The sequence below is a fragment of the Armatimonadota bacterium genome (assembly GCA_028871815.1).
Lineage (GTDB): Bacteria > Armatimonadota > Chthonomonadetes > Chthonomonadales > Chthonomonadaceae > REEB205.
The window spans coordinates 169178-182387 of the sequence record JAGWMJ010000008.1; the positions used below are offsets into that span (position 1 = coordinate 169178).

11 protein-coding genes are annotated in these 13210 nt (G+C 62.4%); 6 read left to right on the top strand and 5 right to left on the bottom strand.

The genetic code is table 11. The features are described 5' to 3' along the window. Positions 1-47: 47 nt before the first annotated feature. The 5 genes from KGJ62_11100 (at position 48) to KGJ62_11120 (ending at position 6149) form a co-directional block, all read left to right on the top strand. Positions 48-1034, top strand: coding sequence for an ATP-binding cassette domain-containing protein (locus KGJ62_11100; protein MDE2127128.1), 987 nt, complete (start codon positions 48-50; stop codon positions 1032-1034). Next, positions 1031-1861: an ABC-2 family transporter protein gene (locus tag KGJ62_11105; GenBank protein MDE2127129.1), complete on the top strand. Its 831-nt coding sequence runs from the start codon at positions 1031-1033 to the stop codon at positions 1859-1861. Before KGJ62_11100 ends, KGJ62_11105 begins: the two co-directional genes overlap by 4 nt. Continuing rightward, the gene (locus KGJ62_11110) at positions 1858-2679 is read left to right on the top strand and encodes an ABC-2 family transporter protein (GenBank protein MDE2127130.1); all 822 of its coding nucleotides are present in this window, start codon (positions 1858-1860) and stop codon (positions 2677-2679) included. Before KGJ62_11105 ends, KGJ62_11110 begins: the two co-directional genes overlap by 4 nt. Positions 2680-2821: 142 nt before the next feature. Continuing rightward, positions 2822-3229 carry a hypothetical protein gene (locus KGJ62_11115; protein MDE2127131.1) on the top strand — a complete coding sequence of 136 codons (408 nt, stop codon included), beginning with the start codon at positions 2822-2824 and terminating at the stop codon, positions 3227-3229. Positions 3230-3629: 400 nt separating this feature from the next. Beyond that, entirely contained in the window at positions 3630-6149 is a 2520-nt protein-coding gene (locus KGJ62_11120) for a hypothetical protein (protein ID MDE2127132.1), read from the top strand. Between the two features lie 378 nt (positions 6150-6527). Here the strand turns inward: KGJ62_11120 and KGJ62_11125 are convergent, their stop codons facing one another. From KGJ62_11125 to KGJ62_11145, 5 genes are all read right to left on the bottom strand, one after another. Next, positions 6528-6926, bottom strand: coding sequence for a hypothetical protein (locus tag KGJ62_11125; protein MDE2127133.1), 399 nt, complete (start codon positions 6924-6926; stop codon positions 6528-6530). Between the two features lie 44 nt (positions 6927-6970). After that, positions 6971-7489 carry an RNA polymerase sigma factor gene (locus KGJ62_11130; GenBank protein MDE2127134.1) on the bottom strand — a complete coding sequence of 173 codons (519 nt, stop codon included), beginning with the start codon at positions 7487-7489 and terminating at the stop codon, positions 6971-6973. A gap of 116 nt (positions 7490-7605) precedes the next feature. Then, a complete protein-coding gene (locus tag KGJ62_11135; GenBank protein ID MDE2127135.1) occupies positions 7606-8973 on the bottom strand; it encodes a bifunctional folylpolyglutamate synthase/dihydrofolate synthase in 1368 nt (455 codons plus the stop codon). Positions 8974-9018: 45 nt separating this feature from the next. Further along, positions 9019-10002, bottom strand: coding sequence for a sugar phosphate isomerase/epimerase (locus KGJ62_11140; protein MDE2127136.1), 984 nt, complete (start codon positions 10000-10002; stop codon positions 9019-9021). Between the two features lie 33 nt (positions 10003-10035). Continuing rightward, entirely contained in the window at positions 10036-11217 is a 1182-nt protein-coding gene (locus KGJ62_11145; GenBank protein ID MDE2127137.1) for a putative glycoside hydrolase, read from the bottom strand. Between the two features lie 227 nt (positions 11218-11444). Between KGJ62_11145 and KGJ62_11150 the strand changes: the two genes are divergently transcribed. Continuing rightward, positions 11445-13178, top strand: coding sequence for a hypothetical protein (locus tag KGJ62_11150; GenBank protein MDE2127138.1), 1734 nt, complete (start codon positions 11445-11447; stop codon positions 13176-13178). The last annotated feature ends 32 nt before the right edge of the window (positions 13179-13210 follow it).

The window sequence follows — 13210 nt, forward strand, 5'->3', positions numbered from 1 at the left end:
ATGGTAACCTGTTCTGCCTCGTTTCGCTGTACCCGGAGCACTTTGCGTTGGAATCGCCGCTTATCACCTGTAGAGACCTGACGCGCGTCTACCGTGTTCACGAGCGCGAGTCGGGCGGTGTCGCCGCCGTTGGCAGCCTGTTCAAGCGTAAGTGGAAGCTGGTTCCGGCGGTCACCGACTGCACCTTTGACCTGGCGGAAGGCGAAATCGTGGGCTTTCTGGGTCCCAACGGCGCCGGCAAAACCACCACGCTGAAGATGCTCTCCGGGCTTCTATTCCCCACATCCGGCGAAGCGCATGTTATGGGCCATGTGCCCTGGAAACGCGAGCCGGCGTTTCTGCAGCGCATCGCCATGGTGATGGGCAATCGGCAGCAGTTGATGTGGGATATACCGGCGATGGATTCGTTTCTGGTGAATCAGGCGATCTACCAGGTGCCGGAACAGCAGTTTCGCGCAACGGTGAGCGAATTGGTGGAACTCCTGGAGCTCGGCGACCTGATCAAGAAACCGGTGCGCGGCCTGTCGCTGGGCGAGCGGATGAAGTGTGAGCTGGCTGCATCGCTGCTGCACAGTCCGCCCGTGCTGTTTCTGGACGAGCCAACGCTGGGCGTGGACGTGACGATGCAGGGCCGCATCCGCCAGTTTATTGGCGATTACAACCGGAAACGCGGGGCCACCATCCTCCTGACCAGTCACTACATGGCCGATGTGACGGCCCTCTGTAAACGTGTTATCGTGATCAACACCGGACGGATTCTCTATGACGGCGAGCTCAGCGCCCTGGCCGAGCGGATTGCGCCGTTCAAGCTGATCAAGATCGACTTTGAGCAGCCTGCAACACAGGCACTCTGCAGCCGGTATGCAGAAGTTGTTGTCAGCAGCGCCAACAGCGCCACGCTGAAGGCTCCGCGCGCCGACGCGGCCGGCGTGGTCGCACGCATCATCGCGGACCTGGCGCCGATGGACCTTACGGTGGAAGATCCTCCCATTGAGGAGATCATCCAGCAGGCGTTCCGGCCGGAGCCGGAATGAGTCGCGGACTGCGATACTGGCTGAACACCTACCGCGAGTTTTTACGCGTGGAGGTGGCGCTGTTTGTGCAGTACCGGTTTGCCATGATGATCTGGGCCGTTTGGGGCCTCGTTGGGCCGTTGGTCTCACTGGCGGTATGGGACGCCGCAGCAGCGTCGCGCGGCTCCGCGATACGCGGCGCCAACGGCGGAGCATTCGCCACCTCAGATTTCGCCGCTTACTTTCTGACCTTCATGGTCTTCTCGCACATCACCATGTCGTGGGACGCCGAGGACTTTGCTTTTCGCGTCCGTAACGGCAATCTTTCGCCGAGGCTGCTCAAGCCCATAAACCCGATTCACCGCGACGCCGCGTCGAACGCTGCGTTCAAGGTGACCACCGGTGCAATGATGCTCCCGTTGTGGATCGCGCTGTTCTTGATCCTGCGTCCCACCCCCCCGGCAAGCGTCGCCGGTCTCCTGTTGGCGGTTCCCGCGCTCACGCTGGCAGCGGTACTGCGGTTCCTGCTGCAGTACTCTTTGGCGATGCTGGCATTCTGGACGACTCGGGTCGAGGCCGTCAACCAGTTCTACTACACGCTCAACGCATTTCTCTCCGGCGCCATCGCGCCATTGACGCTGTTGCCGGGGTGGTTGGGACCACTTGCGCGCCTGACACCGTTCGGCGTTACGGGCAGTTTTCCGGTAGAGCTGGCTCTGGGGAAACTGGAGGTTGCCCAGGTGGAGCAGGGCTTCGCGGTTCAGCTGGTGTGGATCGGCGTTGCGATTGCCGTGTATCGAGCGGTTTGGCGCTCCGGAATCCGCCAGTATTCGGCGGTTGGCGCATGAGATCGCAGCCGAGGCCGCGATGGGCTCGCGCTCCGGCAATGGCGCGGCTGATACTCGCCTGCTATCGGGCGAACATTCAGACGGAGTTGGAGTATCGCGTCGACTTTGCCATGCGTATCGTTGCCAGCCTGCTTGGCCTCGTCACCACCTTTGGCGGGCTGGCGGTGGCGTTCACCTACACCCGGCAGATCGCAGGATGGACCTTTCCGGAAGCGCTGGTACTGCTGGCCGTCTACTATCTCATGGTAGGAATTGCCGAAATGTTCATCGCGCCGGGCATGAGGCAAGTAATGGGCCAGGTGCGGGAGGGCACGTTTGACTTTGTGCTGCTCAAGCCGGTACCACCACAGCTGCTGGCCACGTTCCGTGTGGTTGATTTCTGGCGGGCAACCGATGTACTGCTCGGTCTGGCGCTTTCGATCTACACCACCACGCGGCTTGGACTGCATGTGGGGCTGCGCAGCGCCATTTTCTTTGCCATGACCCTTGTGGCAGGCGCGCTGGTAATCTACGCTTTATGGCTGGTATTAGCGACTCTGACTTTCTGGTTTATTCGGATTGAGAATATTGAACAGATTGTCTGGCTGGGATTCGAAGCGGGCCGGTACCCCGTCCGCATCTATCCGGCGTGGCTGCAGTTATCTCTGCGGTATATCATTCCAGTTGCATTTATCATCACCACTCCGGCTCAGGCGCTTATCGGGCGTCTCAGTGCGTTCGGGCTGACAACAGCGCTGGCTGTTTCCATCTGCTCCGTAATTGCCAGCTCGGCGTTCTTCCGCTTCGGCCTGCGTTACTACACCGGCGCGTCGGCATGAGGCGTGAACGCTGCGGCTTTCGCCGGCAGCCGGCGCAACGCGGAGCTCCCGCAATTTCCCGGTAAAGTCGGTGAGCGTGTTGGATCTACCTCCAACACTGAAGTCGCACAGGCAAAGCTCGTCGTGGTACAATTGCGATACGATGATGAGTGACCGCGCGACCGGGATTAGCCGCCAGGATTGTATTCTCGGCCTCGTCAGCATCGTTAGCGGGACTGTGTTCTCAGTCGCATTCGACGCCCACGAAGCAGCGGCGGAGACTGTGATTGCCGGTCTCGGTGGTGGCGCCGGCTGGTTTATCGGCCAGGTCGCGGGATGGCGCATTTGCAGGTCGATATCGATCCCACGCCTCTGGTGGACGAGCTTCCTCGATCCTGCACGCTGGCCAGGAGGTCGAGGGGCGCGCGGTGGCCGTCAGGTCGGCGGCCAACCTGCAGGCGTGGCGGAGGCTCGCGTTAGCCTCGGACCGGCTGGAGCCGTAGTTGGCGGGCTTATCGGCGGCGGCATCGCGTGCATGGCCGCGGCCATTGGTTGGGACCTGACGCACTAGGGATGCTGGGCTGCCCTAACCGCACCGGCGAACTGCTCCCGGCTCGGCCATCCACCATAGCGCCGCCTTTCGCCGCCCGCAGTAAGTCCAGGCTCAAACTGCTGGTGGGCGCTTCGGGATCGATCGGATCAGACGCGTGCAGCGCGCCGGCGGCACCCCGGCCGGCATACTAATCGGAGCGGCGTTTGCGACCTGAAGAAGACACCGTGTCGCTCCGTCATCCACGTTTTGCCGTTGTCCATGTGAACACGACCCGCGGTCGGCGTGCATCGTGCAAGAATCTCCGTGCGATCACGCCGGCACCGTTCCCGCACAGCACGCTCGACCACGGCAGGATATAACGGCCATCGAGCCGAACCGGCGCGAGATACGCGCCCTTGCCCTGCCCGGAGCCGCAACAATGCCCGACATTCCCTCGTGCGACGATAATAGTAACCATACCGCTTTGCGACCACTGCAAGGAGCAGCGCTCTCGCAGGCGCGCTTCCCGCTTGGCGGAATCGGCACCGGCATGCTCTCGTTGGGTGGTCGTGGCAACCTTACCGACTGGGAAATACTGAACCACCCGGGCAAGGGCAAGACCCTGCCTTACTCCTTCTTCGCCATCCTCGCACGGTCGGAAGGGGAGGCGCCGGTGGCGCGCGTGCTGGAGCGTGCTTTCCTCCCGCCCTACTCGGCCGGTTTCGGTCTTCCGACCGCACAGGTTGCGGGCCTGCCGCGAATGTCCGAGTGCACGATGGAAGCGACCTATCCGGAGGCTCGTATCCATTTCGACAGCGCGGATCTGCCGGTACAGGTCGAGCTGCGCGCATTCAACCCGATGGTTCCCGGCGACGCGCGCACGTCTGGGATGCCCGTCGCCTGCTTCGAATGGACGGTGGCCAACGCAGCCTCAAAGCCGGCTGAGGTGACCGTGGTGTTCAGCCTGCTCAACGCCATCGGCTGGGATGGGCGCACGGAGCTCGGCGGTCGCCACAACAAGCTGTTTGGCCGCAATCTCAACCTTTGGCGCAGCAGCCCTAACCTCCGGGGAATACTGTTCTGCAGTGGTAAGCCGCCCCTCGACTCGCCCGCGTTTGGCACGATGGCGGTGGCGACACCAGATGCCGACGTCACGTGGCGGCTCCGCTGGGAACGCGCGGGCTGGTGGGACGATGTGCAGAGCTTCTGGGATGGCTTCACATCGAGCGGCGGCCTGCTTCCGAACGATCTGCTGCCGTCGCCATCGCCCGATGGACAGACCGACGTGGGATCACTTGGCATCCGCATGCGGCTTGAGCCGGGCGAAACCAGGCGAGCCCGGTTCGTTCTGGCATGGCACTTTCCGAATCTGGTGAACACATGGAACGGCGAGAAGGCGGTGGCCGGCTGCCGGCTCGGTAACTGGTACGCACTGCAGTGGCGTGATGCATGGGACGCGGCCCGGGATGCCGCGGCCGGATTCGACCTGCATGGCACGCAGGTGCGCACGTTGGCGCGCGCGTTTGAAGACACCACGATGCCGGCGGCTGTGGTCGATGCGGTCTCCGCAAACATCTCCATTTTGCGGACGCCCACCGTATTGCGCACTGCCGATGGTCGCATGAACGCGTTTGAAGGCTGCGGCGACCTGGACGGTTGCTGCGCGATGAACTGTACCCATGTGTGGAACTACGCGCAGGCGGCTGCCTGGCTTTATCCTGAGCTGGAGCGGGGTGTCCGCCGGACAGATTTCGAGCACAACACCCGGCCATCCGGCGATATGGCGTTCCGAACGCTCCTCCCGCTCATCGGCGAGCTGTGGGCATTCAAACCTGCAGCCGATGGCCAGATGGGCACGGTGATGAAGGCGTGGCGCGAATTTCAGCAGTGCGGCGATATGGCGTTTCTGGGAGATATCTGGCCGGGAGTGCGGCGTGCGATGGAGTTCGCCTGGCAGCACTGGGATGCCGACGCGGATGGGGTGATGGAGGGCGAACAGCACAACACCTACGACATCGAGTTTTACGGTCCCAACACCATGACCGGCTCGCTTTACCTTGGGGCACTTCGTGCTGCTGAGGAGATAGCCCTGGTTCTGGGCGAAACCGGGTTCGCTCAGCGCTGCCGCGGCGTGTTTGAGGCCGGCTCGCATAAAACCTCGGAACTGCTGTTCAACGGCGAGTACTTCGTCCAGAAAGGCCCGGATGAGTCGGCGGATGGCGAGCCGCGATATCAGTACGGACCGGGATGCCTTGCGGACCAGCTTCTCGGTCAGTGGTTCGCGCATACGATCGGCCTGGGCTACCTGCTGCCGAAAGAGCAGGTTCGCAAGGCGCTGTCGAGCATCTACCGGCATAACTTCAAGCGCTCGCTGGCCGGCCATACGTCGGTGCAGCGCGTCTACGCGCTCAATGATGAGGCGGGGCTGCTGCTGTGCACCTGGCCGAATGGTGGGCGACCGAAGTACCCGTTTCCGTACGCCGATGAGGTTTGGACCGGCATTGAGTATCAGGTTGCGGCACACATGCTCTACGAGGGCTTGATGGATGAGGGCCTGGAGTTAACCGCGGCGGTTCGCGACCGCCATGCCGGCTGGAACCGCAATCCGTGGGATGAATGCGAATGCGGCCACCACTATGCGCGCGCGATGTCGTCTTACAGCCTGGTTTTGGCCATGAGCGGCTGCGCGTACGATGCGCACCGCGGATCGCTTCGGTTTGCGCCACTCGCAGACCGCGAGGATTTCCGCACGTTCTTTGCGGCCGGCGGCGCGTGGGGCGTGTATTGGCAGCGGCTGCGCGACGGCGCCTGGGAGGCCGGTCTGGATCTACATGCCGGCAGCCTGCAGCTGCGCCGGCTTGGCGTTGGCGTGCCGGACGGACCGCTTCAGGTCACAATGAACGGGAACCGCACCATGCTGACCGTGCTCCAGGGTTCGGTGCAGCTTCCGGGATCGTGAGGCTGAACGCGTCCTTGCCAATGAATGGCCCGATGGCGCACTGAGCCAGCGCATCGCCGGCAGCAGAACCGGCAGAGACTTTGCGCGACCCTAACGGGAGCCGGCTGATGCGAGCGGATATCGATTCGGCCATCACTCTGGTGACTTCAAAGGAGTGACTGGCTGCCCCCACAGGAATGCGTGCCGATTTCGCCGGCACGGTAGTTTGGCGAGCGTGAATGTGACGGACGCCGGCGCCGTTTGCGGTATGCGCCGCAACCATGCCCGAAGCAGACAGCCAGTCATACGGCAGCCGGCGAACGGAACGCAAAAAATAGCGGCCGCCCTCCCTCAGGAAGGCGGCCGACGGACCAAACGCCCGGGCGACGGCCGGCGCGGCTATGGATTGCCGGAAGGCATCTTCATCTTCATCGATCCCATCACCATGCCGTTCATCGGCATTGCTGAGATGTCGTGGTTGGTCTTTCCCGGAATATTGCCGAGCCCGGCCGCCCACCCACCTTTGCAATTGATGCACACAGGCTTGCCGGCCGCGGCGTTTGGACCGCACATGCACGAGCCCATGTGAACTGCGCAGTAGTCGCACTTCCCCTTTATACAGCAGTTGTAGTTCTTGCCATTCTTGATCTTGTCAACCGCCTTCTCCGCGCGCTTTGATGCCCGGGTTTGCGGCATCATTTTGCCCTTCATGCCGCCGTGCATTTGCGCCACGGCCAAACCGCCGAGCATAAGAATCGGCAGCAGCATCACCGCCCCTATCCAGAGTGCCTTCCTCATTCCTTGCCTCCTTACATGTTCGACCTTGTGTATCTTCGTGGTCATCAGGCCATCAGGTGTTCGCGGATTAAGTGCCGCCCGCGGTAGATTCGCGTTTTCACGGTATCCGGCGGCATGTTCATCCGCTGTGCGATCTCGCGCACCGTGAGTTCCTCGAAATCACGCAGAATGATGATCTCGCGGTAGCGTTCCGGCAGCGAGCTGATCGCAGCGGCCAGATCGATACGCATCTCCGTGTCGCTGCTGGAGCGCTCCCAGGCACGTTCCTCCAGCTCCTCCGGCGCAACCGCATGATCGCGCATCCTGCGCGCGAGCCGGCGGCACTCGCGCCGGGCAATGAGGTATATCCATCCAGTGAATGCCGCCAGTGATCGTAGGGCCGGCAGCTTGCGGGAGACAATGATCAGCGCCTCCTGAACTGCATCGTCCACATCCGCGCCTGCGCAGTAACGGGCGGCATAGCGCCGCAGATTTGGGCGGCACTGGATGATCACCTGATTTAGAGCCTGTGCGTCGCCGTCGTGCGCCGCCTGCAGCAACCGCTCGCTCACAACCACCAGCATTCGCTCTCCCCAATAGCCCGCGTAACCCGTCCGGTCCATCTAACAAGAGACAGCGAAGTGGAAAAATGGGTTCAATTCATGTTGGCGGCCCGGGCGAGCGGCTGACCAAAGCCGGCTTACGCTTCGGGTGCTGCGAGCTGCGCCGGACGCCCGTCACCGCGGACCGCCGCGGCTGCGCCAAGCGTATAGAACGAGCCGGTGATCACCACCATCCCGTGAGGCTCTGCTTCGCGGATGGCGCGGTGCGCCGCTGTCAGCGGGTCGCGTACCACCGTAACCTCTGGAACCAGAGGGCGCGCCGCATCGGCGATGGTTTCAGCCGACAATGCTCGCTTCCATGGCGGCCTGCATGCAATTAAGCGGGCCGCCAGCGGTGCGATCGGCTCCAGAAATCCCTTCGGGTCATGCCCCTGCAGCATTCCTACAACCAGGGTGACGCCATGCGCGCGCCATCGCGCCGCCAAATCCCGCAGGGCTTGCGAAAGCTCCTCCGATGCCATGGCATTGTGCGCGCCATCCAGCACGAGGAGCACTCCGCCGGGCATCTCCCACAGCTCCAGCCGTCCGGGCAGCGTCGCTTCGGCCAGAGCCTGCCGTACCCACGCATCCTGCAGCACAACGCCCTCACGGACGAGTTGTTCCTCCACGGCCCCAACGGCGCACGCGGCGTTTTCGCGCTGAAAGCCGCCAAGCAGCCGCATCGGAACATCGTTGTAAACAGCACGGCATGTGGAGATGGTGATGGAGCCACCGTGCGGTTCGTTCGCAGGAACACTCCAGAGCACCGAGCCGGGCGCCGCATCAACAGAACCGACGCTGCGAACCAGAGTCAACGGCGCCTGGCGCTCTGCCGCCGTCTCGCGAATGACCTGGAGCGCGGCCTCGTCACGCGCGGCCGTGAAGCAGGGTATGCCGGGCTTGATGATGCCCGCCTTCTCCCGCGCTATCTTGGCGGTGGTGTCACCAAGCGTCGCCATGTGATCCAGCCCGATATTGGTGATGACGGTTACCGACGGCGTCACCACATTGGTGGCATCGAGCCGGCCACCCAGGCCTACCTCCACGGCGGCATGCGTAACTCTCTGCTCCGCGAAGCACATGAAGGCAACGGCAGTTTTCAGCTCAAACTCGGTGACGGCTCCCAGGTCGCTTGCGGAGACGGCATCCACCACGGGGCGGATTGCCGTAACAATACGTGCAAAATCGTCGTGCGAAATCGGCTCACCATCCACCTGAACGCGCTCGCACACATCGTAAACGTACGGTGAAAAGTAGCTGCCTGTATGCTTTCCGGCCGCATGCAGTATGGCCGCTGCCATGACGGTTGTAGAGCCCTTGCCCTTGGTGCCCGCCACGTGCACGATGTCAAGCTCGCGGTGCGGGTTATCCAGCCGCCGCATCAACTCTTCAAACCGGTCGTTCCCAAGCTTCACACCGAATCGGAGAAGCCCCGACATGTAGGCCAGGGCTTCGTCAAAGTTCATATCGGCACACCGGGCGCCGAGCCGCAGACATCGGGCCGCAAAGCTCTATTCCTTCGCCCAGAACATTGCGCCAGGCTTCTCGTTCACCACGGCGATCTTGAGAGTCTCCAGAGCTTTCGTCAGCCCTTCGCGCGTGCTCATCATCCCGTCTTCGTGTTCAATTGAAAGCACATCGTCGTAGCCGGTCATGCGCAGATTGGTTACAAAATCGTTCCACCACTCCTGACCATGGCCGTAACCGACGCTGCGGAAAACCCAGCTGCGTGTCGCAATATCGCCATACGATTTGACGTCGAGGTTTCCGTTGATACCGCTGTTGATTGGATCGATGCGCGTATCTTTTGCGTGCACGTGGAAAATGGCGCCGTGCTTGCCAAGGTAACGCACCGCGGCCAGCGGGTCGATGCCCTGCCACCAGAAGTGCGATGGGTCGAAGTTACAGCCGATCTGCTCACCGGCGGCATCGCGCAGTTTGATCACGGTTTCGGGGTTGTAGACGATGAAACCCGGATGTGCCTCGATGGCAAACCGAACATTATGCTGCGCCAACCAGGCGTTCTGCTCGCGCCAGTATGGGATCGCTACCTGGTTCCACTGGTACGCCAGCACATCCCGGTACTCATCGGGCCATGGGCAGGTGACCCAGTTGGGGTTGGTGTCATTTGGGCCGGCCGGGCAGCCGCTGAATCCGTTCACTACTCCCACGCCGAGGCGGTTAGCCAGCACCACCGCATTTCGAAACGCCTCATGATGGGCTTTGCCGATCGCGGCGTTAGGATGGATGGGGTTGCCATGAACCGAGATTGCGGATATGCCCAGGCCGCGGCTCTCGGTCATCTGCAGCAGCCGGCGGCGGGCGCCCTCGTCATCGATCAGCGTCTGCACGCCGCCTACGTCGTTCAAATGGCGGTCGCCCGGATATGCGCCGCCGCCAAACTCCACCATCCGGATACCGGCGCCGGCAATAATATCGAGCGCCGCCTCGATGGGCTGATCGTGAAACAGGGCGGTAAAGATGCCGATTTTCATCCCGTGGCCTCCTGCGAAAATGGTACAGAGAGATTACCCCGTGGCGCCTGGGCGTGTGTGCCGCGGTCCGGCGGCCGCCTTGCCGGCCGCTGCGCCTTTCGGCGCGAGGGCTGCCTCCGTGTAGTGGCACGAGGCATTCCATAACAGGAACTGGTGGATGCCCAAATCGGCGGCCGCCTTCAGCTCCGCCTTCACCTGCTCGGGCCCATAGTGCACGTGGTAGAGACTAAAATCCTGCAGCCACGGCCGCAGCTGGCACGTTGGAACATCCTTAATCCGTTTCAGCGCGTCTACCAGCGAGAGATGCACGATCTTGTAAGGCTCGGTATTCGGATTGGGAATGCCGTATTCTCCATGAGCGTAGTGCGATGGATATGTCATCGGGCAGATGAAGTCCACCTCGCCGGCAACATTGGTACGCGTCTGGCCGATGCCCATATCGCCCGTGGTGAGGCTGGAGAGCCCAAATACGTCTGCCGAGAACCAGGCGCCTTGTGCGTGGATCTTTGCGGCGGCATACTTCAGGAATGCTTCGATCTGATCTGCGCGCAGACCGCCTTTCGGCTTGCCGGGATAGACCAGTGTGCTCACCTTGCCTTCGCTGGCAAACCGGACGTAATCGAACTGCACCTCTTCAAAGCCCTGCTTGATGGCGTCCAGCGCCACGTCCACGTTGTAGTCCCAGTTTTCCCGTTTATACGGGTTGAGCCAGGCATGATGCGTGGCGTCATACCATACCGCCCCGCCCGGCGTGTGCACGGCTAGTTCCGGATGTGCTTTGGCCAGGATCGTGTCGCGAAAGCAGGCAATTCGTGCGATTGGAAAGATGTGGTGCTGCTTCATTTCGGCCACAACGCGATCAATGTGTGGGATCATGTGCAGACTGGCGTGAATCTCCTTCGCAAGCGGGATGTCGGCGTCGTAGCTCAACTGACCGTCGTCCTTGATATCGACTACCATGGCGTTCAGTTCGGTTCTATCGCACAACCCAATGAGCGATTCGAGCTGTTTATGGTCGCCGGTGACCCATCCAGTGAGGTGAATGCCTTTAACGCCGCCGGGCGGAAGCGGTGGCATCACGGGACGGTGCAGGCCGGCGGTGCGGATCACGGCATGCGGCCGCGCGGCGCCGCCACGGTGGCAGCCGCCGGCGCCGGCAAGCGTGAGCGCCAGCAGATACAGAACCGCTGCGGGAACGTAGGCACGACGAGTCATATGGGGGTGATCTTTCCGGCGAACAGTCAGGAGAGTGGCTACGGCGCAACGTTTGCACGCTGAACGCACTATTCTATCATAAGGAACGTGACGCCGAGCAGGCAAGACCTCCATGACCGGCAACTTGTACAGATTTGCGGCTTGTGATAGAATAGGCGCTGAGTTGCATGCCGCAGTGTTGCGGCACCCTTTATACACGAAGTGGCGGCGCCCTCAGGAGTTCTGCGATGCAGGCAGGTACCAACCCGGCCGCGAACGCCGGACAGGACGAGGCGCTGACGCGATTGCGCGCCAGCCCATACGATCTGCACGCGCGTGCCGAGTTCTGCATTCGCGCCTGCTCCGGGTTGACTGACTCTGCCCAGCGGCGGCTGCCCTACAGCTACGCGGAATTCCACACGGATCCGCCGATTGCACTACACGCTCCCTGGGACCACGCCGACACGGCCGGCCGGCTGCTGGAAGCACTGACGCTGACCCGTGCCATCACTGGGGCCAGCGCCGATTCGCTGGACGAAGCCCTGGCGCGGACGCTGCGGGAAGCGCAGTCGGATACCGGCATGGTGGAGATTCCCCCATCGCCATGGGGCCAGCGTGAACCGGTTGCCGAACTGAACTGGTCGCCGTCCGGTGCGCTGCTGGCCTGGGTGACGCGCTACGTGGCCACCGACGATGTGGACGCCTCCCAACGTGCACGTCGGCTGATTACCGCACTGCGACAGGCCGCTGTTTGGGAGGGCGATACTTGCTGGTATCCCGGTGCAATGCTTCCACCCCTTGGTTGGACGGCTCGAACGCCACCACCACGGCGCGCCGGCGACTGCCTCATCGGCGCACAACTTGTCTTTCCGCTTTGCCGCGCGGCCGTAGCTTTTGGCAGCAACGATGCGCTTGCCCTGGCAGCGGGCCTGGTCCGTTTCCACTGTGAACGCTCGGGCGCTTTCGATGCGGATGGCCGGCTCACCAGCCTGGCGCCCGCACAGTTTGCCGGCGCCACGGGCTTCATCCTGGGAGCGCTGAAGTACGGGCTCTGCGCTGGTCGCGACGAGGTGGTGCAGTGGGCCACCAGGGCGTTTCGGCATGCATCCGGCTATGGTACCGAGTTCGGCCTCTTTCCGCACGCCATCAGCGGTGATGAACGGTGGCAGGGCGATATATGCGCCTCTGCGGATATGCTGGCCACGGCGCTGCTGCTGGGTATGCACGTAGGTCCACTTCACTTTGCCGAAGCCGAACGGATTGGTCGCAATCACGTTCTGGAAAGCCAGCTCCTGGATTACGACTGGGTTTCCAAGCGGTTAGACGCCCCATTCTCACGCGACCTCTGGTGCGCGAATCACCCGCCCGAGGGTGTAACGGTAGATAACGTTTGCAACAGAGCGATCGGTGCGTTCTCGTCCTGGTCGCACCCGAACGACGGCTTCATTCCCGCCAATCCACGCATCATGCTGCGCTCCACGGCAGCGGGAGCCCGTTCGGTATACAACATGTGGCGATACGCCGTAACGCGCCCCGAAGGCGCGGTTATGGTGAACTTGCATTTCTCACGCGATACGCGCTGGGCAACAGTGACCTCGCACGTTCCCAACGAGGGGAGCGTCGAGGTGCTGATGAAAACTCGCGGGGTGCTCGCCGTGCGTATACCGGATGGCGTAACGACGGACCAGATTGAGGTCATAGTCAACCAGTCACGCCCGCGCTCGGAAACGATCCGCAACGGATATGCGTGGATGGAGGCGCTGCAGGGCGGCGACATGGTCACGGTGAAGTGGCCGTTGCCTGAACGCGCCATGGTTTACAACTTTAACAACCAGCGGTACACCGGCTACTGGCGTGGCGATACGCTGCTGCGGCTGGATCCGCCGGGGCTGCTCTCGCCGCTCTACTGGCGCCCACTGGAGGCGCAGTCGGCTCCGCCTCATGCCGCGTTGGGTACGATCCGCGAGGTCGAGAGCCTGTAGCCGTTGCGATATTGAGGTTGACAGCGCCGGCT

Coding starts and splice junctions, on each gene's coding strand:
- KGJ62_11105 (MDE2127129.1), top strand. CDS start 1,031: ATGAGTCGCGGACTGCGATACTGGCTGAACACCTACCGCGAGTTTTTA.
- KGJ62_11110 (MDE2127130.1), top strand. CDS start 1,858: ATGAGATCGCAGCCGAGGCCGCGATGGGCTCGCGCTCCGGCAATGGCG.
- KGJ62_11115 (MDE2127131.1), top strand. CDS start 2,822: ATGATGAGTGACCGCGCGACCGGGATTAGCCGCCAGGATTGTATTCTC.
- KGJ62_11120 (MDE2127132.1), top strand. CDS start 3,630: ATGCCCGACATTCCCTCGTGCGACGATAATAGTAACCATACCGCTTTG.
- KGJ62_11125 (MDE2127133.1), bottom strand. CDS start 6,926: ATGAGGAAGGCACTCTGGATAGGGGCGGTGATGCTGCTGCCGATTCTT.
- KGJ62_11130 (MDE2127134.1), bottom strand. CDS start 7,489: ATGCTGGTGGTTGTGAGCGAGCGGTTGCTGCAGGCGGCGCACGACGGC.
- KGJ62_11135 (MDE2127135.1), bottom strand. CDS start 8,973: ATGAACTTTGACGAAGCCCTGGCCTACATGTCGGGGCTTCTCCGATTC.
- KGJ62_11140 (MDE2127136.1), bottom strand. CDS start 10,002: ATGAAAATCGGCATCTTTACCGCCCTGTTTCACGATCAGCCCATCGAG.
- KGJ62_11145 (MDE2127137.1), bottom strand. CDS start 11,217: ATGACTCGTCGTGCCTACGTTCCCGCAGCGGTTCTGTATCTGCTGGCG.
- KGJ62_11150 (MDE2127138.1), top strand. CDS start 11,445: ATGCAGGCAGGTACCAACCCGGCCGCGAACGCCGGACAGGACGAGGCG.